This is a genomic window from Ilyobacter polytropus DSM 2926, from assembly GCF_000165505.1.
Lineage (GTDB): Bacteria > Fusobacteriota > Fusobacteriia > Fusobacteriales > Fusobacteriaceae > Ilyobacter > Ilyobacter polytropus.
Map to the genome: position 1 here is coordinate 450,279 of NC_014632.1, position 25,287 is coordinate 475,565.

General features: G+C 35.9%; 20 protein-coding genes. 16 read left to right on the plus strand and 4 right to left on the minus strand.

Features of this window, described 5'->3' with window-relative positions; all coding sequences use genetic code 11:
* Positions 1-393 precede the first annotated feature (393 nt).
* The gene (locus ILYOP_RS15055; RefSeq protein ID WP_013386857.1) at positions 394-825 is read left to right on the plus strand and encodes a VanZ family protein; all 432 of its coding nucleotides are present in this window, start codon (positions 394-396) and stop codon (positions 823-825) included.
* Between the two features lie 142 nt (positions 826-967).
* On the opposite strand, the gene ILYOP_RS02095 is transcribed toward ILYOP_RS15055, so the two are convergent.
* Positions 968-1,615, minus strand: a complete 648-nt coding sequence (locus ILYOP_RS02095; protein ID WP_013386858.1) for a hypothetical protein — start codon at positions 1,613-1,615, stop codon at positions 968-970.
* A 654-nt stretch (positions 1,616-2,269) separates the two neighbouring features.
* Here ILYOP_RS02095 and accD point away from each other — a divergent pair.
* The 3 genes from accD (at position 2,270) to ILYOP_RS02115 (ending at position 5,261) form a co-directional block, all read left to right on the plus strand.
* A complete protein-coding gene (accD, locus tag ILYOP_RS02105) occupies positions 2,270-3,124 on the plus strand; it encodes an acetyl-CoA carboxylase, carboxyltransferase subunit beta (protein WP_013386859.1) in 855 nt (284 codons plus the stop codon).
* 24 nt (positions 3,125-3,148) lie between these two features.
* Entirely contained in the window at positions 3,149-4,090 is a 942-nt protein-coding gene (locus ILYOP_RS02110) for an acetyl-CoA carboxylase carboxyltransferase subunit alpha (RefSeq protein WP_013386860.1), read from the plus strand.
* Between the two features lie 139 nt (positions 4,091-4,229).
* Positions 4,230-5,261 (plus strand): iron-containing alcohol dehydrogenase, encoded by a 1,032-nt coding sequence (locus ILYOP_RS02115; protein ID WP_013386861.1) that lies wholly within the window; start codon positions 4,230-4,232, stop codon positions 5,259-5,261.
* A gap of 32 nt (positions 5,262-5,293) precedes the next feature.
* Here ILYOP_RS02115 and msrB read toward each other — a convergent pair whose 3' ends face one another.
* Together msrB and ILYOP_RS02125 are read right to left on the minus strand one after the other, a co-directional pair.
* Positions 5,294-5,800 (minus strand): peptide-methionine (R)-S-oxide reductase MsrB, encoded by a 507-nt coding sequence (gene msrB / locus ILYOP_RS02120; RefSeq protein WP_013386862.1) that lies wholly within the window; start codon positions 5,798-5,800, stop codon positions 5,294-5,296.
* Between the two features lie 72 nt (positions 5,801-5,872).
* Positions 5,873-6,457 (minus strand): hypothetical protein, encoded by a 585-nt coding sequence (locus ILYOP_RS02125; protein ID WP_041920985.1) that lies wholly within the window; start codon positions 6,455-6,457, stop codon positions 5,873-5,875.
* Between the two features lie 257 nt (positions 6,458-6,714).
* On the opposite strand from ILYOP_RS02125, the gene recR reads away from it, so the two are divergent.
* The gene (gene recR / locus ILYOP_RS02130; RefSeq protein ID WP_013386864.1) at positions 6,715-7,308 is read left to right on the plus strand and encodes a recombination mediator RecR; all 594 of its coding nucleotides are present in this window, start codon (positions 6,715-6,717) and stop codon (positions 7,306-7,308) included.
* A gap of 653 nt (positions 7,309-7,961) precedes the next feature.
* On the opposite strand, the gene ald is transcribed toward recR, so the two are convergent.
* Positions 7,962-9,077, minus strand: coding sequence for an alanine dehydrogenase (gene ald / locus ILYOP_RS02135; protein WP_013386865.1), 1,116 nt, complete (start codon positions 9,075-9,077; stop codon positions 7,962-7,964).
* 589 nt (positions 9,078-9,666) lie between these two features.
* Between ald and uvrA the strand changes: the two genes are divergently transcribed.
* The 11 genes from uvrA to ILYOP_RS02190 all read left to right on the plus strand — a co-directional run bounded on the left by uvrA (position 9,667) and on the right by ILYOP_RS02190 (position 25,167).
* Positions 9,667-12,495, plus strand: coding sequence for an excinuclease ABC subunit UvrA (uvrA, locus tag ILYOP_RS02140; RefSeq protein WP_013386866.1), 2,829 nt, complete (start codon positions 9,667-9,669; stop codon positions 12,493-12,495).
* Positions 12,496-12,551: 56 nt separating this feature from the next.
* Positions 12,552-14,684, plus strand: coding sequence for an APC family permease (locus tag ILYOP_RS02145; RefSeq protein WP_013386867.1), 2,133 nt, complete (start codon positions 12,552-12,554; stop codon positions 14,682-14,684).
* A 342-nt stretch (positions 14,685-15,026) separates the two neighbouring features.
* Positions 15,027-15,839: a glutamate racemase gene (gene murI, locus ILYOP_RS02150; RefSeq protein WP_013386868.1), complete on the plus strand. Its 813-nt coding sequence runs from the start codon at positions 15,027-15,029 to the stop codon at positions 15,837-15,839.
* 1 nt (position 15,840) lies between these two features.
* Entirely contained in the window at positions 15,841-16,440 is a 600-nt protein-coding gene (ruvA, locus tag ILYOP_RS02155; protein ID WP_013386869.1) for a Holliday junction branch migration protein RuvA, read from the plus strand.
* A 356-nt stretch (positions 16,441-16,796) separates the two neighbouring features.
* On the plus strand, positions 16,797-18,161 hold the full coding sequence (locus ILYOP_RS02160; protein WP_013386870.1) for a mannose-1-phosphate guanylyltransferase/mannose-6-phosphate isomerase: 1,365 nt from the start codon (positions 16,797-16,799) through the stop codon (positions 18,159-18,161).
* 665 nt (positions 18,162-18,826) lie between these two features.
* A complete protein-coding gene (locus ILYOP_RS02165; protein WP_013386871.1) occupies positions 18,827-20,134 on the plus strand; it encodes a PhoH family protein in 1,308 nt (435 codons plus the stop codon).
* Positions 20,135-20,438: 304 nt separating this feature from the next.
* On the plus strand, positions 20,439-21,581 hold the full coding sequence (locus tag ILYOP_RS02170) for an ABC transporter substrate-binding protein (protein ID WP_013386872.1): 1,143 nt from the start codon (positions 20,439-20,441) through the stop codon (positions 21,579-21,581).
* Positions 21,582-21,843: 262 nt separating this feature from the next.
* Positions 21,844-22,719: a branched-chain amino acid ABC transporter permease gene (locus ILYOP_RS02175; RefSeq protein WP_013386873.1), complete on the plus strand. Its 876-nt coding sequence runs from the start codon at positions 21,844-21,846 to the stop codon at positions 22,717-22,719.
* Positions 22,720-22,726: 7 nt separating this feature from the next.
* Positions 22,727-23,719, plus strand: coding sequence for a branched-chain amino acid ABC transporter permease (locus ILYOP_RS02180; RefSeq protein WP_013386874.1), 993 nt, complete (start codon positions 22,727-22,729; stop codon positions 23,717-23,719).
* Positions 23,700-24,464, plus strand: a complete 765-nt coding sequence (locus ILYOP_RS02185) for an ABC transporter ATP-binding protein (protein ID WP_013386875.1) — start codon at positions 23,700-23,702, stop codon at positions 24,462-24,464. The genes ILYOP_RS02180 and ILYOP_RS02185 overlap by 20 nt, the downstream gene beginning before the upstream one ends.
* A 1-nt stretch (position 24,465) precedes the next feature.
* Entirely contained in the window at positions 24,466-25,167 is a 702-nt protein-coding gene (locus tag ILYOP_RS02190) for an ABC transporter ATP-binding protein (RefSeq protein ID WP_013386876.1), read from the plus strand.
* Positions 25,168-25,287 lie beyond the last annotated feature (120 nt).

Genomic DNA, 25,287 nt, shown 5'->3' on the forward strand with positions numbered 1-25,287 from the left:
TTTCTCTGTGTAACATATGTTTTATGATGCTCAGTGCCAAGTTTATTTTTGAATAGAGCAGTGGTGAAATTATCATTTAAGATTTATTCGTGTTCATTCGTGGTATGGTTTTTCTGCTGAATCTGTGAAAGTCGGCGACAAAGAAAAAAATATTATAGTCGCAGATTACGCAAATTGACTCAGATTTTAATCTGCTGAATCTGTGCAACATCTATTTTTTGTTGATCAGCGACTAAAAAAAGATTTTTCAAAGGCTTTCTCTGTGCAACTTATTTTTTAACTCTGTGCAACTCTGTGAGCCAATTTTTTTTAGGTCTTTTAAGGTTTTATTCGTCATATTTGTGTAATTCGTGACAAAAGATAAGTTTTTTTTAGGAGTTTAAGGGAGAAAAAATGAAAAAGTATTTTTCTGTAATTATATCTGTTTTGATTATGATAATTATATTTAAATTTTCCAGTGAAGATATAGGTAGATCCTTAAAGCACTCAGATGCTGTCTCAAGGATCATAGACTATATTTTTGACGGCGGGATGCTTCTTTCTGTGAGAAAATTGGCTCACTTTATTATTTATTTTTTTCTAGCTTTTTTCTTACAATTCATTTTTCCAGATAATTCCATAAGCTCAAAAAATAAAAAAATTGTACTTTTAATAGTATTTATATATGCCTGTTCTGACGAATTTCATCAGATATTTGTATCAGGGAGGGGAGCTCATTTCAGGGATGTGATCATAGATACCAGTGGAGGTATGACAGCTATTTTTATGACTCATCTTTGGAGAAAAACATACAAGAAGATTAACATAAGAGCAAGAATAAGCTAGAGATAAAAAAATTACCACGAATACACACGAATAGGGGGCCTATAGATAATAAAAGATAAATTTTTGACGCCGATTATGCAAATTATAACAGATTATCCAAGTTCTTTATTGGTGTTTATTCGTGGTAAAATTTTAAAGATTTTTATAACTGGACATCTATGAACTCGTCGCTGTCATCTAAGATGGGAGAGTTTTCTTCTAGGATAATATCTGTCTCGATATCGTTGGAATCTGTAGTTTCAGTAAAAGTCTCACCCTCTACAGGGATGCTTTGGATTTTTTCTCGGACTTGTTTTAATTTTGCCTGGATGCTGTCGATATGAGTTATGAAGGTTTCTTTTGTTTTTACAGGAACGGCATCTTTATCAACAGATAACACCATGTACATTTTATTATTTTCACTCCACGATGTTTTTTCTTCTGCTTCAAATAAGATACCTTCGGCTACATACTCTCCTAGATCCTTTAATACCTGGTCAGATATTTTTCTGCTATAAAAGTTTATCTCTAAAAGGTAGGCCTTTAGGATGGTCTCACTTTCTCTATAGATTTTCTTTCTTAGTTTTTCTCTGGCATCTTGTTTTGCCCTCATTTTGGCCACACCTTTTCCGCTCTCCTCTATACGGGCATCTCCACTTGCGAAGATCTCCTGGTTTATATCTACGGCAGAAGCTATATTCTCCTGGGTTGTGGCAGATTTAGAAGTTGATGTCATATTTTTTAGATTGGTACATCCCTGGGCAAAAATCATGGAAGCTGTGAGACATAAAATAAATATTTTTTTCTTCATTTGTGTTTTCCTCCTTGAAATTGATGTTGAATTTTAAATACCGTTACTTTTCCTTGATGAAAAGTAACCAAAAATCAAGGCCTGTGAAAAATAAGCTAAATGCCTTCGGAAATCTAAGTAAAAATCAAAACTCGCTTCGCTCAGACAGTTGATTTTTTCTAGAGATTTCTATCAGTTATTCTTAACGCTTATTTTGTCAATGGCCAAAAAATTCAAAAAATCTTTTATTCTTATTCGTGTAAATATTTTATCTTTTATTCGTGACATTCGTGACGAAATCTTTTGATTTTATATAGTTCTTCTCTGTGAACCTCTCATTTTATCTCCGATCTCTCTGTGGCCAAAGTCTTTTATCTTTATTTCTTTGTTTTTATCGGTGTTCATTCGTGATGAAATCTTTTGACTCTAATAATGATTTTAACATAAATATAATCAGGTTGAAAGAGAGATTATTTATAATTTCTGTAAAAAGATATATATACTTAAACATAGAACTTATGTTTTACCTTTTTATCAGAGAGGGTGAAGATAGGGTTTTTATAGGGATGATTGAGGTCAGGGCAAATTCTCATTGAAATATAATGTAAAATTGTGTAAAATGTGAGTTGTGATAAAAAACGGGCGTTATTATTATATCCGGAAGGAGTGATAAAATTGGGAATTTTTTCAAGAAGTAAAAAGAAGTATGCAACCATAAGTGTAGATAGAAGTGTAAAAACAAAACCAAAGCAAGAAAAGATATCGGGACTGTGGGTGAAGTGTCCTAGTTGCAATGAAATTCTTTATAAGAGTGACATTGAGAACAACTTAAAAAAATGTACCAACTGTGATCATTATTTTGTAATGAGTTCTAAAGAGAGGATAGATCTTCTCATAGACCAGGGAACATTTGTAGAGTATGACAAAGATATGATATCTGTAGATCCATTGGGATTCCCGGGATATGCAGAGAGATATGTCCAGACCCAGGAAAAGGTTGGGATGAAAGACGGTGTATTATCTGGTACTGGAACGATGAACGGTATTGCAGTCAGTATCGCTGTAATGGAATTTAACTTTCTAGGAGGAAGTATGGGTTCTGTTGTGGGAGAAAAGATAACCAGAGCAATCGAAAGAGGAATAGATGAAAACTTACCTGTAATAGTCGTATCTACATCAGGAGGGGCTAGAATGCACGAGGGGATATTATCTCTTATGCAGATGGCCAAGACATCGGCAGCCTTAGAAAGACTGAGAGGAAAGGGTCTTCCATTTATATCAATACCTGTAAATCCAACTACCGGAGGAGTTACAGCTTCCTTTGCAATGTTAGGAGATGTCAACATCAGTGAACCTGATGCCCTTATTGGATTTGCCGGACCTAGAGTTATCGAGCAGACAATAAAACAAAAGCTCCCTGAAGGGTTTCAAAAGAGTGAATTCCTTTTGAAGTACGGAATGCTTGATGTTGTGGCAAAAAGAGAGGAATTAAAAGACACAGTTGCAAGAATCCTCGGAAATCTTTTGTAGGAAAACAGTTGGAGGAGGTATAAAATGGAGTTTGAAAAGGATATACTTGAATTAGAGAAAAAAATAGTAGAATTAAAAGAATTTTCTGAGGCTAAAAATATAGACCTTTCAGGAGAGATAGATAAACTTAAAAATGAGTACAATGAAAAGATGAAGGAAATATACTCAGAACTTGGTCCGTGGGACAGGGTACAGGTGGCCAGACATCCAAAAAGACCCTATACACTAGACTATGTAGAGCATATAACAACTGACTTTGTGGAACTCCACGGAGACAGACTATATAAAGATGACCCTGCAGTAGTTGCCGGTATATGTAAAATAGACGGTAAAAAAGTGATGATCATAGGTCATCAAAAGGGACGTGAAGTAGAGGAAAAAATCCACAGAAATTTTGGGATGGCAAACCCGGAAGGGTACAGAAAGGCTCTTAGACTAATGAAGATGGCTGAGAGATTTAATATGCCTGTAATAACCCTCATAGACACACCTGGAGCCTATCCTGGAATCGAGGCTGAAAAGCACGGACAGGGAGAAGCTATTGCCAGAAATCTACTGGAGATGGCCGGACTAAAGGTTCCTATAACTGCCATTGTAATCGGAGAAGGTGGAAGTGGAGGAGCCCTTGCCTTTGGAGTGGCGGATAAAGTATATATGTGTGAAAACTCAATATATTCTGTAATATCCCCAGAGGGCTGTGCAGCGATATTGTTTAAGGATGCTGCCAAGGCACCTGAGGCAGCAGAAAGTCTAAGAGTATCTGCAGACAGTGTGTTAGAGCTAGGAATAATAGATGGCATCATCCTAGAACCTGTAGGAGGCGCCCACAGGAATTATAATGAGATGACAGAAAATGTAAAAAAACAAATTTTAGGTGCAATCTCTGAATTAGAGGAAAAAAGTACAGAAGAACTTCTTCAGGATAGATATGATAAATTCAGAAAAATGGGTGCATTTTCTGAGTAATGAGATTTGTTGATAACATTATCAAATAAAAATGGTAGCTGCAGGGAATACTTTCTGCAGTTTTCTTATTTTAGACATTGACAAAAGATCGCTAGTGAAATAAGCTTATAATATAGAAAAGAGGTATTGGGGGGATAATATGCAGCATAGATTTTTTATAGCACCTATGAGTCTAATGGGGGCAGGATGTTTGAAACAGGCAGGTAAAGAGATAAAAAAACTCAACCTGAAAAAGGCAATAGTTGTTACTTGCAAATCTATATTAGAAAGTGAGATTATTACTCAGTTGAAAGATATGCTAGATGACAATGAAATAGATTATGTGATTTATGATAAAACCAAAGCCCGTCCTGATATGAGTGACGTTGTCACAGGGGTGGATATGCTAAAAAAAGAAAACTGTGATTTTATAATCTCCTTTGGGGGAAACTCCACAAGAAACTGTGCCAAGGGAATGTCTCTCATGATCCGTTCTAAAGACGGAATATCCAAAAGTGACGAGAGTCTACCCCTAGTGGCTATAAATGTAACTTCTTTTATGACAGGAGAGGTACCTATATTTACTCAAAAGAACAAAAATAAAGATGAAAAAATTCTTATAGACAGAAGTACGACTCCTATTATAACAGTGACAGATTCTGATCTTTTAAAGGGGATTTCCAATAAGATAATGGGGGCAATCGGTATAGATGCATTGAGGCATGCAGTAGAAGCCTATCTTTCTGATGCTGCTACGCCTATGACAGATGCCTGTGCTTTTCAAGCCATTAAAATATTATTTTCCAACCTTGAGAATGTAATCGATAAAGACATTATAGATGATGATGTGAGAGAGCAGATAACCTATGGAAATTATATGGCAGGAATCTCTTATAACAACACTGTTTTGGGTCATATATACTCTATGGAGGAGAAAAATTATCACGAGGAGAATATTCAGCAGGAAAAAAACAGTGCCTTTATATCTGAAGCTCAGGGATTTTCTTCAGATAAAATTTTTAAAAAGATGACGGAAGTTGCCTTTGCAATGGGAAGTGATATAAAAGATATTAATGAAGATACTGCCATGGGATTTGTGATGGATGAGATAAAAAGACTCTCTGACAAGGTTGGTATACCTTGTGGAATGAGTAAGGACGAGAGAGTGATATTTGGTAAGGGAAGACTATAGAATAAAAAATAGCTGACATAGTCAGCTATTTTTTATTCTTCAAATTCTTTTAAAAATTCTCCATAGCCTTCTTCTTCCATCTTTTCTTTTGGGATAAAACGAAGTGATGCAGAGTTTAGGCAATAACGTAGATTTGTAGGAGGGGGACCGTCTTTGAATACATGTCCTAGATGGGAATCTCCATATTTGCTCCGAACCTCTGTTCTTATCATGAAAAGAGAAAAATCTTTCTTTGTGACTACATTTTCATCTACAAGAGGTTTCGTAAAGCTAGGCCATCCTGTACCTGACTTGTATTTATCCTTAGAAGAAAAAAGAGGTTCTCCTGAAATAAGGTCTACATAGATACCTTCTTTTTTGTTGTCCCAGTATTCATTATCAAAGGGTCTTTCTGTTCCCTTTTTCTGTGTGACCTTATACTGTAAGTCAGTTAAGGTTTTTTTTAGTTCTGAGTCTGTCGGCTTCTCAAAAGATGAAAAATCCATTGAAAAAGCAAGAGTTGAAAAAATAAGAAATAAAAGAGTAAATAAGTGATTCATAAGATCGCCTCCTAAGTATAACATACGAAAAAAGGGAGGAAACTCCTCCCTTTAACTGTCTGCTATTTTATACTATTTTTTCTTGGAAACAAAGTAAACTGCAACTGCAGCTACTAAAGCACCAAATCCAAATAATAAACCTTTAGAGGATTTTTCTTCGGCAGGAACAGCCGGTACTTCTTCCATAACTACCTCTTCAACAGCTTTTGAAGTAGCTTCGTCTTCCATGATCTGTTCGTCTACTGTCTCGTCTACCATTTCATCGATACTGTCAGCGGTAGGTTCAACTGCAGTCATCTTTGTCATTTCATCGGCAGCATCATCCATCTTGGCAGCAGCAGCGGCTTCCATCTCAGCAGCCTCCATTTCGGCAGCTTTGATTTTTTCAGCTTCCATTTCGGCAGCCTTTATCCTAGCGGCTTCCATCTCAGCGGCCTTTATCTTCTCTGCTTCGATTTTGGCAGCCTCAATTCTGGCGGCCTCTATACGCGCGGCTTCCATCCGAGCAGCTTCTATCTTCTCTGCTTCTAGAGCCGAGATATCCTCCTGGACTATAGCGGTCTCAGTCTTGGCAATCATATCCTCTTTAGGATCGGCTTTTGAACATCCAATTATTAAAACAGACAGTGTTAAAAGCAAGGCAATTTTTTTCATCATTAGCATCCTCCCTTAAAAAATTTTCTCTAAATAATTACTATAGAGGCTTCTACTATCTATATTATCATAAATAGAATGAAATCCTTTTGATTTTGTTTTCTTTCTTATTTTTTTATTACATTGATTAAATAAAAAAAGAATATTTAGTTAGAAAATATTAATATAATGCGTTATAATATACCAAAGATAAACGAGGATCCTTTTAATTTATTTTAAAAATAAGATAGATAAGTTTTTTTGTTTAGAGGAGGAAATCAATGGCTACTAAATCCCTTGAAAGATTGATAGATGAATTTAATAAACTCCCTGGAATAGGAAGAAAAAGTGCAACTAGGCTCGCTTTTCATGTATTAGAGATGGATGATATGGAGGTAAATATTTTTGCAGAGGCGATAAAAAATGTAAAGTCCTCTGTGAAAAAATGTGTGATCTGTGGAAATTTTGGAGAAGAGGAAACATGTGATGTGTGCCGAGATGAGTATAGGACCAATGAGATAATCTGTGTGGTAGAGGACACCAGAGATATAGTTTCCTTTGAGAAGGCGAAAAAGTATAGGGGAAGATATCATGTCTTAAACGGAAAAATAGACCCTCTAAACGGTATGACTCCAGATAAGCTCAATATAAAATCTCTAGTAGAGAGAGTAGCAGCTGAGGATGTAAAGGAGGTCATACTTGCCATGAACCCAGATCTCGAGGGGGAGACTACGGCAATGTATCTGACCAATCTTTTAAAGCCCTTTGGAATCAAGGTCACTAAAATAGCCAGTGGGATCCCTATGGGTGGAAATATAGAGTTTTCAGATATAGCCACAATATCAAAGGCACTAGAGGGAAGAAGAGAACTTTAAAATATAGAAGGAATATGAAAAGACCACTCATACAAAAGAGCGGTCTTTTTAAATTAAAGCAAAAGCTTTATTACTTTCTTTTCTTGATAAAAGAAAGTAACCAAAGAAAATCAAGAATTTTCAAATGTCTAGGAAGTATATATTTCTTTTATCGCCTTTGAGAGCTACAGTCCTCGGTACCCTGCGGAACTTATTCTGTAGTACGGCTGAGTGCAGGTTCTTTCCTGTATAAGCCCTGCGACTTGAAAATTCAAAAATAAGAATGATATAAACTTTAATAAAAAAATATGCACAGTTATTTCTTAAATTTCGACTATTCTTAATTCTGATTTTGTCAATGGCAGGGGAAGAAAATAAAAAACCATTCAAAAAGAAAGTACTCATGTTTTAAGTTCTTCTCTGTGTAACTCTTTTCTTGTCTCTGTGTCCTCTGTGGCCAAAATCTTTTGTCCTTATTCGTGTTAAATTTTTCTGTCTTTTATCGGTTTTCATTCGTGACAAAATCTTTTGACTCTATTATCGATTTTCTCTGTGCAACTCTATTCTTAATCTCTGTGAACTCTGTGACCAAAAGGTCTTGACCTTATTCGTGTTAATATTTTTAGTCTTTTATCAGTGCTCATTCGTGACAAAATATTTTTTTATTAACTAGGTTATTTACATACATCTTCTAAAGGGGTGTAGTGAAGGTCTAGATCTTTTGCCACCTGTTCATAGACGAGTTTTCCGTCGATTACATTGATTCCGTTGATTAATTCAGGATATTTTTTACATGCCTTGTGTATATCCATACCTGCTAGGGCTCTGGCATACTTCAGAGTTGCATTATTAAGTGCATAGGTAGAAGTTCTGGCAAAGGCACCTGGCATGTTTGCCACACAGTAGTGAAGGACATCGTCAACAAAGAAGATAGGTTCTGTATGTGTTGTGGCTTTAGAGGTCTCAAAACACCCTCCCTGGTCAATGGCCACATCAACTAAGACTGTTCCAGGCTGCATTTTTTTGATATGCTCTCTGGTCACAAGTTTTGGAGCCTTGGCTCCTGGTACGAGGACAGTTCCTATAACAAGGTCGGCATTTACTACAGCTTCCTCAATATTATGAGAGTTGGAATAGATGGTTTTTATCTTGTTTCCGTAAATATCGTCTAAATATCTTAATTTGTGAATATCAAGGTCTATGATAGTGCAGTCAGCCCCTAAACCTACTGCCATTTGAAGGGCATTTTGTCCTGCCACCCCAGCCCCTATAATGACACATTTTGCTCTTTTGGTACCTGGTACCCCACCTATAAGGACTCCTTTTCCACCTTGGTTTTCCTGAAGATAAAATGCTCCCATCTGAGTTGCCATTCTTCCTGCCACTTCAGACATAGGTGCAAGAAGGGGAATAGACTTGTCTTCTAAAACTATAGTTTCATAGGCGATACATGTGGCTCCTGAGGCCATGAGTCCCTCTGTCTGAGGTTTGTCTGCAGCTAGGTGAAGGTAAGTATATAAAAGGTGGTGCGGCTTTAGACAGGCGATCTCCCTAGGCTGGGGTTCCTTTACCTTTATGATCATATCTGCAGCTTCAAATACATCTTCTAAAGAGTCTAGGATCTTTGCTCCTGCCTTAATATAATCTTCATCAGATATCCCAACCCCTATACCTGCTTTGGTTTCAACAAATAACTGATGACCGTCAGCTACAAGCTGAGCCACAGAAGCCGGAATAAGACCTACTCTGTTTTCGTTGTTTTTAATCTCCTTAGGTACACCTATTTTCATTTTAATACCCCCTTCAACATTATTATCCTATTATTTTATGTATACAACTATGTTCTATTAAAATCAACATTATAAATAATAAATATTTTTTTAACTAAAATAGTATTTTTTTAGTAAACAATTTGTCCAAAGTATAGGTACTTTATCTGAATTTATGATAGACAGTATTAAAATTTATTTTTTATTAAGAAGACGCTTTTATTTGTGAGAAGAATGGTAAAATGATATAATCGATCTAGTTGGTATTTGAGATAAATATAAAAATTATTGAATATATCAGAATATTAGAGTCAAAAGATTTCGTCACGAATGAAATTCAATAAAAGATAAGAAATATTAACACGAATAAGAATAAAAGATTTTTACCACAGAGTATCATAGAAGTGTATGTTGCACAGAGATAAAAATAGAGTTTTATAGAGAAGAGCTTTTGAATTTTCAATTTTTTAGGGGTGCCTTTTCTTTGGTTACTTTTGCCATGACCAAAGGGAGGAAATGCCCTTGGGGTACTTTAGGCAAGCAAAGAAAGTAACGGAGCTTTTAAATTAAAATAGATTAAATTTTATAAAAATAATAATGAGGTGATTCTATGCTGGACAAGATAATTGTAAGAGGTGCAAGAGAACACAATCTTAAAAATATAAATGTAGAAATACCAAAAAATAAATTTGTAGTGATAACTGGTGTCAGCGGAAGTGGGAAATCCTCTTTAGCCTTTGATACAATATACTCTGAAGGACAGCGAAGATATGTAGAGAGTCTTTCTGCCTATGCCAGACAGTTTATCGGTCAGATGCAAAAACCAGATATGGACAGTATAGAGGGGCTTTCTCCTGCCATATCCATCGAACAAAAGACAACTAATAAGAATCCGAGATCAATAGTGGGGACAATGACAGAGGTCTATGATTATATGAGGCTTTTATTTGCCCATGTTGGAACGGCTCATTGTCCTATCTGCGGAGAAAAAGTTGAAAAGCAGAGTATAGAGGAGATGGTAGACAGCATCTTATTGAGGTTTGAGGAAAAAACAAAGATAATACTCATGTCACCTCTTGTAAAGGAGAAAAAAGGAACTCATAAGAATCTTTTTATCAACCTGCAGAAAAAGGGATTTGTGAGAGTCAGAGTAGACGGAGAAGTACTGCATCTAGAGGACGAGATAGAATTAGATAAGAATAAAAAGCACACCATAGAGGTGGTGGTAGACAGAGTCGTCCTCAAAAAACAGGACAAGGACTTCATAAGCAGATTCACTCAGTCAGTAGAGGCATCTACGGAACTTTCCGGAGGAAGGGTGGTACTCAGTATAGAGGGGGAAGATTACAGCTATAGTGAAAATTTTGTATGCCCAAACCATGAGGAGGTAAGTATACCAGATATAAATCCGAGACTTTTTTCCTTTAATGCCCCCTATGGAGCCTGTCCTGAATGCAATGGTCTTGGTAAAAAACTAGAGGTAGATGAAAACAGGCTCATTGAAGATGAAAATCTTTCTCTAAATAACGGGGGGATATATATTCCAGGAGCGGCATCTAGAAAAGGTTATAGCTGGGCTGTTTTTCAGTCTATGGCAAGAGCTTTTGATATAGACCTTGATAAACCTGTGAAAGAACTTTCCAAAAGGGAACTGGATATAGTATTTTACGGTGTAGTGGGAAAGAGTTTCAGGGTAGATTATAAGGGCAGAGATTTTCAGTATCACGGAATGAAAGAGTATGAAGGAGCAATAAAAAATCTAGAGAGAAGATATTATGAGACAGCCTCTGATTCTATGAAGGACGAGATAGAAAATAAGTACATGATAGAAAAAATCTGTAAGGTGTGCAACGGAAAAAGACTTAAGCCTGAAGTCTTGGGAGTTACAATAAATGAAAAAAATATTATGGAAATATGTTTTGTAAGTGTAAAGGAAGCCCTAGAGTTTTTTCAGAATCTCAAGCTAAGTCCAAAAGAGGAAATGATAGCCAAGGAGATACTAAAAGAGATCAGAGAGAGGCTGTCATTTATGATAAATGTAGGGTTAGATTATCTCAGCCTTGCAAGGGAAACCAAGACACTTTCAGGGGGAGAATCCCAGAGAATAAGGCTTGCCACACAGATAGGCTCTGGTCTAACAGGTGTGCTCTATGTCTTAGATGAGCCAAGCATCGGACTTCATCAGAGAGACAACAACAAACTTCTCGCCACATTAAACAGGCTAAAAGACCTAGGAAACACCCTTATTGTAGTAGAACATGATGAGGATACAATGTTTCAGGCAGACTATATATTTGATTTAGGGCCCGGGGCAGGAAGGTTCGGGGGAGAGATTGTAGCCAAGGGAACTCCCAAGCAGATCATGAGATCAAAAAAATCTCTCACTGGAAAATATCTAAATAAAAATATAAAAATAGAGACTCCTGAAAAAAGAAGAAAATGGAAGAAAAGCATAAAATTACAGGGGGCTTCGGGAAATAACCTAAAAAATGTAGATGTGGAAATACCATTAGGAGTAATGACTCTGGTAACAGGGGTAAGTGGAAGCGGGAAATCCACCCTTATAAATCAGACTTTGTTTCCTCTGCTGTTTAATATGCTCAATAAAGGGAAGTTATATCCCCTTGAAAACAAGGGAATAAAAGGAGTGGAAAAGTTAGATAAGGTTATAGATATAGATCAGAGTCCTATAGGAAGGACACCGAGATCAAATCCGGCAACTTATACTAAAATTTTTGACGACATAAGAAATCTATTTGCAGAAACAAAAGAATCTAAGATCCGGGGATATAAAAAAGGAAGATTTTCATTTAATGTGAGAGGCGGAAGATGTGAGGCCTGTCAGGGAGCCGGAATAATAAAAATAGAGATGAACTTTCTCCCAGATGTATATGTAGAGTGTGAGGTGTGCAAGGGAAAAAGATACAACAGAGAGACTCTAGAAGTAACTTATAAGGGAAAAAATATCTCTGACGTGCTGGGAATGAGTGTAGGAGAGGCCTATGAGTTTTTTGAAAAGATACCCTCTCTTGAGAGAAAGCTAAGGGTTCTGATGGAAGTGGGCTTAGACTATATCAAACTCGGCCAGCCTGCCACAACCCTTTCTGGGGGAGAAGCCCAGAGAATAAAACTAGCCACAGAGCTCTCAAAAGTTGCTAGAGGTCATACTGTCTATATCTTAGACGAGCCTACAACAGGACTTCATTTTGAAGATATCAGAAAATTACTAGAGGTACTCAATAGGCTGGTGGACAAGGGAAATACGGTAATTGTAATCGAACACAATCTAGACGTGATCAAAACTGCAGATCATATAATCGATATAGGGCCTGAGGGTGGAGATGAAGGTGGAAAGATAATAGCGGTGGGAACACCTGAGCAGCTTATTGAAGTAGAAAAAAGTTATACAGGGCATTATTTGAAAAAAGTGATGGAATAAATTTTATAAATTGAAATTCCTAGTGAAAGTTATCAATATTTTTAGGGGTGGGGTAATTGGAGAAGAGGTTTGGTGCATTTAGTGGGGTTTTTCTCCCGACGTTTTTAACTATAATAGGTGTAATTTTTTACCTGAGATTTGGATGGATAGTTGGTAATGCTGGAATTATGGGGACTATCAGTATAGTTGTATTGGCTCATGTGATAACAATAGCAACGGCACTTTCTATATCTTCTATAACTACCAATATGGACGTCAAGGGGGGAGGAGCTTATTACCTTATCTCTAGAAGTCTGGGCTTAGAGATCGGAGGAAGTATAGGAATTCCTCTATACCTGTCCCAGGTCATATCTGTAGCCCTATACATACTTGGGTTTGTAGAATCGGTAAAGATGATATATCCGGCCATAAATGATAAAATTGTAGCCCTTGCAGTGACAGTAGTAATAGGGATTATATCTGCCGTAGGAGCAGATCTGGCTGTGAAAACTCAGTATGTGGTTTTTTCCGTGATTATTCTATCTCTAGGAACCATAGCTATATCTGGTAACTATGATATGGTACCTTTGTCTTTTGGAAGCTTTTCTTCTAGTGGAAACTATTGGAAGGCCTTTGCTGTGTTTTTTCCTGCAGTAACAGGGATATTGGCAGGGGTGAGTATGTCTGGAGATCTTAAAAACCCAAGGAAAGATATTCCTAAGGGAACCCTTGCGGCTATAGGGGTTACCTTTGTCATCTATCTTATACAGATATTCTGGCTTGGAATGAATATTTCCGAGGAAGACCTTCTGAATAATAAACTGATAATCATATCCAAGACAAGGTTTCCTATTCTTATAATCGGCGGGATATGGGCAGCTACTTTATCTTCTGCATTAGGGAGTATGGTAGCAGCTCCTAGAACTATGATGGCTCTGTCAAAGGACAGTGTATTTCCGAAAATTTTTGGTAAGGGAAGCGGAAAATCCAATGAACCTAGGATAGCTTCTTTGGTGAGTTTTGTCATAGCCATTATATTTATAATAAAGGTGAATTTAGATTTTGTGGCTCCTGTAATAACAATGTTTTTCCTAAATACCTATGGGGCAATAAACACAGTGGCGGCTCTCGAGACTCTGGTTGGTAACCCAAGCTACAGGCCTACCTTTAAGACTCCCTGGGTGGTATCCCTTATAGGGGCTTTAGGCTCATACAGAGTTATGTTTTTGATAAATTCCAATGCTACTATAATCTGCCTGGCCTTTACTCTCTGTATCTATCTATATCTAAGTAAAAAAAATATAAGCCGAACCTGGGGAGACTTGAGAGACGGAGTTTTAGTTTCTATCATAAGAATATGTCTTTTAAAACTCAGGTTTAACCAGAAAAAGGAAAAAAACTGGAAACCTGATGTGCTTGTTTTTTCAGGAGAACCAGAAAGCAGAAGTGATCTGGTTTATCTTGCCCAGCAGTTTTCAAAGGGAAGAGGAATAATAACTTTAGTTCACTATATTTTTGGAAGAATAGAGGATAAAAAAGAGGAAGTAAAAGAGGCAAAAAAAGGTTTGGAAAAATATATAAGAGAAAACAGCTTAAATGCTTTTTCTGAGGTGGTAGTAGGTTCAGATATGACTGCTACAATGGAAAAAACAGTACAGACCAACGGAATAGGCTTGCTAAAACCAAATACTGTACTTATGGGAATTCCAAAATCTTTAGAACGTGTCCCTCCTCTTATTAGGTTTATAAGAAAGATCACTTATTTTGATAAAAATCTTATTCTTTTGGTGGAAAATGACGAGAATTCCTTTGGAAATAAAAAGACCATAGATATATGGTGGAGGGGTCTAGAAAATAATGGAAATCTCATGCTGAACTTAGCACATCTTATGTCACTCAATGATGACTGGAAAAAATGTCGGATAAGGCTTCTCAGTATAGTGAGAACTCCAAATGAATCAGATGAAAGAGAAAGAATATTAAAAAAAATGCTAGATTATCTAAGGATAGATGCTGAGGTAAAGGTGGTAAGTAAAGAGAAGGAAAAGAGTATATCTGAGATGATATATGAAAACTCCTTTGAGACTGACCTGGTATTTATGGGGCTCGCAGTTCCAGATGAACACCGGGAAGAAGAGTATTATGAGAGGCTTATGAACATGACAAAGGGGCTAAAAACTGTGCTGCTTGTGAAGGGTAGATTGGTGTAGTTCTTTGTAAATTAAGGAATTAATTAAAGGCTTCTGTTACTTTCTTTTCTTAATAAAAGAAAGTAACCAAAGAAAATCAAGAATTTTCAAACGTCTAGAAAGTAGATATTTCTTTTATCGCCTTTGTAAGCTACAGTCCTCGGTTCCCTGCTCATCCACAGGATAAGGTGTTTCATAGTCGCTATCGCTCCTTGAACTCCCTTAACTTATTCTGTAGAACGGCTGAGTGCAGGTTCTTTTATGTATAAGCCCTGCGACTTGAAAATTCGATAGAGAAAAAATAACAACAAAGAGTAATAAATGGAATTATGCTATAATTATTTTAGAGGTGAATATAAATATATGGATAATAGAGGAATAGGGGTTTTTGATTCTGGATTCGGGGGCCTTACAGTTGTAAAAGAGATAAAAAAAGTACTTCCTGGGGAAAAAATATATTATTTTGGAGATACGGCGAGACTGCCCTATGGTTCAAAATCAAAGGAAAATATAATTCATTATTCTCTGGAGATAGCCGAATTTCTAAAAACCAAAGATATAAAAGCTTTGGTGGTGGCCTGTAACACAGCATCTGCCTTTGCCTTGGATGAGCTAAAAAAACACTGCTCTTTTCCTGTTATAGGGGTTATAGAAGCAGGAAGCAGAAGGGCTCTGGGAATAACTAAGAATGGTAAAGTAGGGATTATAGGTACAAAGGGGACTGTATCTAGTGGTGTGTATGATAGATCCTTATCTAAAGGAAGAAAAGGTATAGAGGTCTACTCTAAACCATGCCCGTTATTTGTGCCTCTTGTGGAAGAGGGAATGGTACAGGATGAGGTTACAGAGATAATGATAGACAGATATTTAAGAGAATTTAAAAACAAGGTTGACTCTCTTATCATGGGATGCACACACTATCCACTATTGGAAGATGAGATAAAAAGATATTTTGAAAAATATGAGCTGGAAGTGGTAAATCCCGCTGTGGAAACTGCCCTTGAGCTAGAAAAACTGCTGGCAGAAAAAGCTATTCTCTCTAAAAAAAGTAATGGGGAGATAGAGTTTTATGTCAGTGACTCTCCTAATCACTTTAAAGAATTAGGTGAGATGTTTTTGGGAGAAAAGATAGACAGGGTGGAAAAAATAAATATAGAAGATTATTGGAGAGGATAAAATGTTTGAATATCTAAAGGGCGAACTGACATTGAAAAAATTGGAATATGCAGTGGTAGATATAAATGGAATAGGCTATAAGGTGAATATTTCTCTTAAGACCTATGAGAAACTGGTTTTGGGAGAAAAGACAAAGCTGTATATATATAACTATATAAGAGAGGATATGTTTAAACTCATAGGTTTTGCAGAGGAGAAAGAAAGAAATTTATTTGAAATTCTCATAAATGTAAATGGTATAGGGGTTTCTTTAGCCCTTGCCATACTGTCAACCTTTGATGTAGAGGACATGAGGGATATTGTATCTAGGGAAGATGTAAAACTTCTAACCAAGGTTCCAAAACTTGGGATAAAAAAGGCACAAAAACTGATAGTAGATGTGAAGGACAAATTGAAAGGTCTGCAGCTAGAGGAGGGGGCATCTGGAAGTACGGCTTCAAAAGGAATTCAGATAGAGGAAGAGTTGTATATGGCCTTAGAATCTCTGGGTTATAGTAAAAAGGATATAGAGAAGTTAGTTACAAGGGAAGAGATCATGGCTTATGAAGGTATAGAGGCTGCAATAAAAGATGTTCTGAAAAAGATACAGAGCAAACTTTAATGTGGAAATTTAGGATAAAGTCTGAAATTATAAAGGAGTAGTACCTCTATCAAAGGTACCACTCTTTTTTATATGAAAAAAAAGTTTTATAGAGGTTAAACAAGAAACCTTGACTTTTATGATATTTTTATTAATTATCAAGATTCGTTCAAAATTTTTTATTAGTGTTTATTCATGACAAAACTGATTTTGATTTTTAGTAAAAATTTTAGTTTGATTTTCTTGGGAAATTTAATTGCAAAGTGGATAAATTTTAAGAGCTTAAATGTAAAGGAAATTTAGGTTAAAAGAGTAAAATACAGAAAGGGTATACTGGATAAAATTTTTTGAAAAGTAACAAAAGGAGTGGGATGATTATGAAGGTTATAATTTTGGCAGGAGGATGTGGAACAAGGTTGTGGCCTCTTAGCAGAGATCACTATCCAAAACAGTTTATAAAGATAAAAACTGAAGAACCCTCTCTTTTTCAGGAGACCTTTGAAAGAAGTCTTTTGATATCAGAGGTTGACGATATCTATGTGGTTACCAATGAAAAATATAAATTTCTGGTAATGGGGGCTATAGAGGAACTGGGATATGATTATAATGAATCTAATATTTTTGTAGAGCCTGAGGCAAAGAATACCCTTCCAGCTATTTATGCAGGTGTACACGGAGCTTCTAAAGACATTGACAGCACATTTGTAGTGTTTCCGTCTGATCACAGGATATTGAAATCAGATGAATTTACAGATATTATAAAGGCCTCAGAAAACCTGGCAGAAAACCATATAATAACCTTTGGAATCAAGCCTGACGGCCCAAATACCGGATATGGTTATATATCTCCTGCTGAAAAAAGATTGAACGGTTATATTGTAGAAAAATTTCATGAGAAGCCAGATTGTGAAACTGCCTTGTCTTATATTGAAAAGGGGTATTTCTGGAACAGCGGGATATTTATGTTTAATTCAGAGTTTTTTACAAATGAGGTTAAAAGTCACGCCAAAAATATCTACGAGGCATTTGATACCAGTACTGATATCAAAGAGGCTTTTTCAAAGATCCATACCAAGGTTTCAATGGATTACGGGATAATGGAAAAAAGCAGTAGGATAGCTGTCGTTCCTGTGGACATAGGATGGAATGATTTAGGGAGTTTTGATGCCTTTTATGATGTCTACAAGAGAGATGACAATGATAATATTGTAGAGCCTGAAAACATTGTTATTGATTCAAAGAATAACTATATATATTCTGAAACAGGCAAGCTTGTTGCGTCTATCGGAGTGGAAGATTTGATAATAGTCGACAACAGAGATGCTCTGCTAGTATGTAAAAAAGAACAGTCACAGAAAGTAAAACAAGTAGTTGAAACTTTAAATTTCAGAAATGATCTGAGATCGCAGTACCATGTGAAAGAATACAGACCCTGGGGACATTCTAAAGTTTTGGAAGAGGAAAAAAATTCATTTAAAATAAACAGAATAGTTGTAGGGGTTGGGAAAGAACTGAGTTACCAAGTCCATTATCATAGAAGTGAACACTGGGTAGTTGTGAAGGGAATGGCTAAGGTAATTCTAGAGAATAAAGAAAAACTTGTTTCTGCAGGAGAGAGTATATTCATAAAGCCTGGAGAAAAGCATAAACTTGAAAATCCCGGGAAAGTTCCCTTAGAAATTATAGAAGTACAAATGGGAGAATATCTTGAAAATGACGATATAATCAGATTTGAAGATTAAACATAGAAAGTAATTTGCTATAAGAAACTAATCTAAATTGATCTTTTATTTCCGATTAAAGTATTGAATTTATCGGGATTCTTTACTTTTCTCTTGAAAGAAAAGTAACCAAAAGTTCAAGAATTTTCAAATGTCTAGGAAGTAGATATTTCTTTTATCGCCTTTGTAAGCTACAGTCCTCGGTTCCCTGCGGAACTTATTCTGTAGGACGGCTTAGTGCAGGTTCTTTCCTGTATAAGCCCTGCGACTTGAAATTCAAAAGACATAAAAATAATAAAGCCCAAACAAATAGTATGCACACAGTTATTTTTTAATTTTTGACTATTATTAATTCTGATTTTAGCCATAGTATAGGAAGAGGAATAAAAAACCTCTCGCAATAGAAAATGTATATACTTTAGTTTTAACTCTGTGAAACTCTCTCTTTTTCTCTGCGTACTCTGTGGCCAAAAGGTTTTATCTTTATTCGTGTTAATTTTTTTGCCTTTTATCGGTTTTCATTCGTGACAAAATCTTTTGACTTTAATATTCTTGTAAATTCAGTAATTTACGAGAATTTGTTTCAACTAGCAACTTGAGTCAAATTAGATGAAAAGATAAAAGGAAAGGCGAACTGTTATCTAATATAATTTATATCAAGATGATACTCAAAGGGAGTGAGAGCTGTGAGGAAAATATATGTATTAGATACCAATGTATTGATTCATGATCCAAAGGCAATATTTAATTTCGTTGACAACGAAGTAATAGTCCCGATATCTGTTATAGAGGAAATAGACAAACTAAAGAGAGATCCCACTACAGGGGCGCAGGCTAGGATAACCTCTCGGGTTATTGATAAAATAAGAGAAAAAGGCTCTCTTTCCAAGGGAGTAGAGCTAGAAAATGATATATTTTTTAAGGTGGAAATAGGATATGGGACTATCAAACTCCCGGAATTTATGCATAAAGAACTGGTAGACAATAAGATACTGGCCGTCACCTTAGGAATAAAAGAAGAAAATCCAGATAAAAAAGTAGTAATAGTAACCAAAGATATAAACATGAGGATAAAAGGAGACTCTCTAGGTTTAGAGGTAGAGGATTATGAGACAGATAAGGTAAATTATTCTGAGCTCTATGAGGGAAGTTATGAGGTTGATGTATCTGATGAGACGTTTAAAACTTTTGAAAAAACCGGAAGAGTAAAAATAGAGGATGTAGCTTCTAAAGAAAATGAACCAAACTGTTTTTTTAAAATGAAAAATTCTGGGAAAGTGATTTCCGGGAGGTATTCTAAAACAAAAAAACGCATCGAAAGAATGGCTTTCGCCGATGTCAGTGCCTGGGGAGTCCGGGCTAGAAATGATGAACAAGAGTACGCTATGGATCTTCTCATGGACGATAATATAAGGGTGATAACCCTAGTGGGAAGAGCCGGTACAGGTAAGACCCTTCTTGCAGTTGCTACAGGTCTTGAGCAGGTAGTTGAAAGAAAAAAATACAAAAAACTTTTTATAGCTCGTCCTATCATACCTATGGGTAAAGATATAGGGTATTTACCAGGAAGTGAGAAAGAAAAACTAAAGCCATGGATGCAGCCTATATATGATAACATTGATTTTCTTTCTGAAAATAAGGAGGATAAGGCTGGAGAAAAAGTAGTTATGGGTCTAGAATCACTAGGGTTACTGAAAATAGAAGCTCTTACTTATATAAGAGGAAGATCTATACCTGCAGGGTTCATTATAATAGATGAGGCACAGAATCTAACTCCTCTAGAGATAAAAACCATTGTTACAAGGGCAGGTGAAGACACTAAGATAGTCTTTACAGGAGACCCAGACCAGATAGACAGTCCTTATTTGGATGCCAACACAAATGGTCTGACTTATCTTGCTGAAAAATTCAGAATGGTAGATATATCGGGGCATATAACCCTTAAAAAGGGTGAAAGATCAAAGCTGGCAGAACTGGCTGCAAAACTTTTATAAAAATATAGTTAAAATTTCATTAAAAAAAAGGGCCCACTCTTGGATTTTTGGGTCTTTTTTTTATAAAAAATTTATTATTGACAGATGGGGAAACATAATGTAATATATACTGCATAAATCGAAATATAAAAAAAAATATAAAAAGTGAATGGTGTTTCTTTGAAATGAAATAAAGTAACCCTTTATTTTAGCAGCGGAGAGTCCATTAAGCCAGATTACTTTCATTATTATGCACAATAATATGGGAGGAGTCTGTTTTTTTTTATAAAAATTTTAAAAACTATACCTGAGGAGAGTGAGATGTATGAAAAAAATTGTTAAGATTCTGGGTGTTTTGGGAATGATTATGGCTCTGGCTGCATGTGGAGGCAAAAAAGAGGAGGAAGCTTCGGTAATAAAAATCGGATCTATTTTACCTCTGACAGGAGACATTGCAACCTTTGGAGAGTCATCTAAAAACGGACTTTTGATTTTACAGGATGAGGTAAATGAAGCCGGTGGAATCAATGGTAAAAAAATCGAGTTTTTATTTGAAGATGACGAAAACAAACCTGCTAGTTCTGCCAGTGTTGCTCAAAAACTTATAAACAATGACAAAGTGGTAGCTATAATAGGATCTATCGCTAGTAAATGTAGTATCGCAGTTGGACCTATCGCAACACAAAGTAAAATACCTATGATAACACCTACTTCAACAAACCCTAAGGTAACTACACAAGGTGGAGAATATGTATTTAGAGCATGCTTTATAGATCCTTTCCAAGGAAAGATTCTTGCAAAGTTCTCTGCAGAAGATCTAAAAGCTAAAAAAGCTGCTGTACTTTATGACGTTGCAAATGATTACAGTAAAGGTCTTGCAGAATTCTTCCAAAAAGGATTTGAAGAAGCTGGTGGAGAAGTCGTATCAGTAGAAACTTATAATACAGGTGACTCAGACTTTAATGCACAACTTACAAAGATAAATGCTCTAAAGCCTGAAGTATTATTACTTCCTGATTACTACAATACTGTAGGACTTATAGCAAAACAAGCTAGATCAACTGGAATTGATGCAATATTCTTAGGTGGAGACGGTTGGGATTCTCCAGATTTATTCACTGTTGGTGGAGACGCAGTAGACGGAGGATATTTTACAAATCACTACTCTCCTGAGGACACATCTCCTGAAGTTGTTGCATTTAAAGAAGCTTATGAAGCAAGATTTGAATCTGTACCAAGTGCTTTCTCGGCTTTATCTTATGATGCAGGTAAAATACTTGTAGCTGCAATAGAAAAAGCAGGATCTACAGATGGAGAAAAAATCAAAGAAGCTCTAAAAGCTACAGATATAACTGCCGTATCAGGTAAGGTAAAATATGACGCAGACAGGAATCCTATCAAGGGAGCAGTAATACTAAAAACTGAAGCTGGTAAACAAAAATTCTTTAAGAAAATAAACATCGACTAATATTTAAATTTATAACATAAGAATAAAAAAAAGGCGGCCTTTCTGGTTTTCATATTAATAGAAAGGTCGCCCAAATAATTATTTTTAAACAGGTCAAATCAATTAATAAAAGATAAGAATTATTTATGTACTGGATTTGTGTAATTTTATGTATGAAAATTAAATTCTGAATAAAATCTTTGAGAAAATAAATTAAATTATAGTGGGATTACATAATTCAAGTAAAAAAAAAATTAAAATAATCTAAGAATGAGGTGAAATTATGGAAATAATACAACAGCTTCTAAATGGTTTGGCTTTGGGTAGTGTTTATGCTCTTATAGCCATAGGGTACACGATGGTTTACGGGATAATAAAACTAATCAATTTTGCTCACGGGGATATATATATGGCTGGGGCTTATTTTGGTTATGTGGCTGTGGCAAGACTTAATCTAGGGTTTATACCGGCTCTTATACTGGCAATGACTCTGAGTGCGCTGCTTGGGATTATAATAGAAAAAGTTGCTTATAAACGGCTTAGGAATTCTCCTAGAATAACACTTCTTATAACGGCAATAGGTATGTCCTTACTTCTAGAAAATGGTTTCAGGTTAATATTTGGACCAAATCCAAAGCCATTTCCAGAACTTCTGAAAACAAAAATATTTCATTTGGGATCTCTTCGTATAAATAATATACAGCTTATAATATTTGCAGTGTCCATAGTGCTAGTTATTATCCTTGAATACATTGTATTTAAGACAAAAACTGGTAAGGCCATGAGGGCTTCTTCCTATGATATAGAGGCAGCAAAACTAATGGGGATAAACGTAGACAAAATAATATCACTGACTTTTGCAATAGGATCGGCTCTTGCAGGTGCAGGAGGGATACTAGTGGGAATAGCCTATCCGAGAATAGAACCTTACATGGGTATAATGCCTGGACTAAAGGCTTTCGTAGCAGCAGTTTTAGGTGGTATAGGGGTATTGCCAGGTGCGATGCTCGGAGGTCTAGTAATGGGTGTGGCCGAGACATTTACAAAGGCATTTATTTCTACAAAGCTTTCTGATGCCATTATTTTCAGTATACTGATAGTGGTACTTATTGTAAAGCCAGACGGGCTTTTAGGAAAGCAAATCAAAGAGAAGGTGTAGGTGGACTATGAAAAAATTAAAAAATTTAAAATTGATTTTGGGTATAGTGGTTATGGTGATATACAGTATTTTCTTCTTACTTATTCAAACAGGAGCTTTAAACCCTTATTATGGTCAGATTCTTATTGTATTGGGAATAAATATAATACTAGCAGTAAGCTTGAACCTCGTAATAGGATTTACCGGGCAGCTGGCTCTAGGACACGCAGGGTTTATGTCTATAGGGGGATATACAGCGGCGATAATGAGTCTGAATTATAATCTTCCATTTTTTATATCACTTGTTATAGGGGGACTAGTTTCTGCAGTTATCGGGTTCTTAATAGGGATGCCTATACTGAGACTAAAAGGGGACTACCTTGCTATCACAACTCTGGGTTTTGGAGAGATAATAAGAGTAGCAGTGGTAAATATGGACTTTTTGGGAGGGCCTAGAGGTCTTGCTGGTATTCCAAAGAAGACAAATTTTACATGGGTTTATTTTATAACTTTATTTACTGTAATAATTATTTACAACATAATAAGATCACCTTACGGAAGAGCTATGCTTTCTATAAGAGAAGATGAGATAGCATCTGAATCTATGGGTATAAATACTACGAAATTTAAAATGATGGCCTTTGTAATAGCTTCTTTTTTTGCCGGGATAGCCGGAGGATTATATGCTCATCAGTTTATGTTTTTAGATCCAAAATCTTTTGATTTTCTAAAGTCCTTTGAAATACTGACATTTGTTGTTTTCGGTGGAATGGGAAGTCTTTCAGGAAGCTTGATGGCTACAACAGTTCTTACGTATCTTCCTGAAGTTTTAAGAACATTTGCTGAATATAGAATGATAATTTATGCAGCATCCCTTGTAATGTTGATGCTCTTTAGACCTCAGGGTATAATGGGAAATAAAGAGATAAACCTTGCTCACATAAAAGAATTTATTTTATGTAAATTATTAAGGAAATGTAAAAAAAAAGGGGGGGCTTTTAATGTCACTATTGAAGGCTAATAATCTGACAATGCAGTTTGGTGGTATAACCGCTGTATCGGATTTTTCTATAGAGGTTGGAGAAAATGAACTTATGGGTCTCATCGGACCAAATGGTGCGGGAAAGACAACAGTTTTTAATATGCTGACAGGAGTTTATAAACCGACTAAAGGTGATATAAACTTTGCAGGCGAGGATATCACCGGGCTTAAACCTTATGATATAACCAGAAAAAAAGCAGCAAGAACATTTCAGAATGTAAGGCTTTTTAAGGATTTATCGGTTATAGATAATGTAAAAATATCTCTGACATATCAGATAAAACTGGGTCTTTTTGAAAGTATATTAAGGACTCCTAATTATTATAAGGTAGAAAAAGAGATACATGAAAAAGCTATGAAAATCCTTGAGATTTTTAAGCTTGAAAATAAATCAGAAGAATATGCTAAAAACCTTCCCTACGGAGAACAACGTAGGCTAGAAATAGCAAGGGCACTGGCAGCATCTCCAAAACTACTTTTACTAGATGAGCCTGCGGCTGGAATGAACCCACAAGAAACCCAAGAGCTCATGGAACTGATTACTTGGATAAAAGAAGAGTTTAAAATAGCTATTTTACTTATAGAACACGATATGAAACTCGTAATGGGAATATGTGAAAAAATACTTGTACTGGACTACGGTAAAATTCTCACTGTGGGAACTCCTGACGAGGTAAAAAATAACCCAGAGGTTATAAAAGCATATTTGGGTGAGGAGGGTTAAAATGTTAGAGATAAAAAACTTGAACCTTCACTATGGGATGATACATGCCCTTAGAGATATAAATGTAAAGGTTAATAAGGGAGAAATTGTAACGCTGATAGGAGCTAATGGTGCTGGTAAAAGCTCCACTCTTAGAGCCTTATCCGGTCTTGAAAAAGCAAGTTCTGGTGAGATATTGTTTGAGGGAAAGGATATTGCAAAAAATCCTGCAAATGAAATTGTGGCCATGGGGATGTCTCATGTACCAGAGGGAAGAAGGGTTTTCGCTAACCTTACTGTTTATGAAAATCTGGAGTTGGGAGCTTATCTCAGAAAAGATAAAGATATAAAAAAAGATATTCAACTGATATTAGATAAATTTCCACGTCTTAGAGAGAGACTTTATCAAAGGGCCGGAACACTAAGTGGGGGAGAACAGCAGATGCTCGCCATGGGAAGAGCACTTATGATAAAACCTAAGCTTCTTCTACTAGACGAACCATCAATGGGACTTGCCCCTATAATAGTAAAAAACATATTTGATATAATACTAGAGATAAATAAAAACGGGACAACAGTCCTCTTGGTAGAACAAAATGCCCATGCAGCTCTTAAAATAGCTCATAAAGCCTATGTACTAGAAACAGGATCAATAGTCTACGAGGGAGATGCAAAATCTCTTCTTGAAGACGATACAATAAGAAGTGCATATCTTGGAGAATAAAACAGTAAATCTATGTTTTTTAAAGAGTTAAATACAATTTATTCTTATTAATACTAAATAAGTGAGTCTTATAAAGAACAAGAAGGATATCTATATATCTCTCTAGATTCTGACTATAGG

What these genes read in the sequence shown, in the direction of transcription:
- murI (WP_013386868.1), top strand. Translation starts at nt 15,027, where the DNA reads ATGGATAATAGAGGAATAGGGGTTTTTGATTCTGGATTCGGGGGCCTT.
- ILYOP_RS02170 (WP_013386872.1), top strand. Translation starts at nt 20,439, where the DNA reads ATGAAAAAAATTGTTAAGATTCTGGGTGTTTTGGGAATGATTATGGCT.
- ILYOP_RS02095 (WP_013386858.1), bottom strand. Translation starts at nt 1,615, where the DNA reads ATGAAGAAAAAAATATTTATTTTATGTCTCACAGCTTCCATGATTTTT.
- ruvA (WP_013386869.1), top strand. Translation starts at nt 15,841, where the DNA reads ATGTTTGAATATCTAAAGGGCGAACTGACATTGAAAAAATTGGAATAT.
- uvrA (WP_013386866.1), top strand. Translation starts at nt 9,667, where the DNA reads ATGCTGGACAAGATAATTGTAAGAGGTGCAAGAGAACACAATCTTAAA.
- recR (WP_013386864.1), top strand. Translation starts at nt 6,715, where the DNA reads ATGGCTACTAAATCCCTTGAAAGATTGATAGATGAATTTAATAAACTC.
- ILYOP_RS15055 (WP_013386857.1), top strand. Translation starts at nt 394, where the DNA reads ATGAAAAAGTATTTTTCTGTAATTATATCTGTTTTGATTATGATAATT.
- ILYOP_RS02115 (WP_013386861.1), top strand. Translation starts at nt 4,230, where the DNA reads ATGCAGCATAGATTTTTTATAGCACCTATGAGTCTAATGGGGGCAGGA.
- ILYOP_RS02160 (WP_013386870.1), top strand. Translation starts at nt 16,797, where the DNA reads ATGAAGGTTATAATTTTGGCAGGAGGATGTGGAACAAGGTTGTGGCCT.
- ILYOP_RS02190 (WP_013386876.1), top strand. Translation starts at nt 24,466, where the DNA reads ATGTTAGAGATAAAAAACTTGAACCTTCACTATGGGATGATACATGCC.
- ILYOP_RS02110 (WP_013386860.1), top strand. Translation starts at nt 3,149, where the DNA reads ATGGAGTTTGAAAAGGATATACTTGAATTAGAGAAAAAAATAGTAGAA.
- ILYOP_RS02185 (WP_013386875.1), top strand. Translation starts at nt 23,700, where the DNA reads ATGTCACTATTGAAGGCTAATAATCTGACAATGCAGTTTGGTGGTATA.
- msrB (WP_013386862.1), bottom strand. Translation starts at nt 5,800, where the DNA reads ATGAATCACTTATTTACTCTTTTATTTCTTATTTTTTCAACTCTTGCT.
- ILYOP_RS02175 (WP_013386873.1), top strand. Translation starts at nt 21,844, where the DNA reads ATGGAAATAATACAACAGCTTCTAAATGGTTTGGCTTTGGGTAGTGTT.
- ald (WP_013386865.1), bottom strand. Translation starts at nt 9,077, where the DNA reads ATGAAAATAGGTGTACCTAAGGAGATTAAAAACAACGAAAACAGAGTA.
- ILYOP_RS02180 (WP_013386874.1), top strand. Translation starts at nt 22,727, where the DNA reads ATGAAAAAATTAAAAAATTTAAAATTGATTTTGGGTATAGTGGTTATG.
- ILYOP_RS02125 (WP_041920985.1), bottom strand. Translation starts at nt 6,457, where the DNA reads ATGATGAAAAAAATTGCCTTGCTTTTAACACTGTCTGTTTTAATAATT.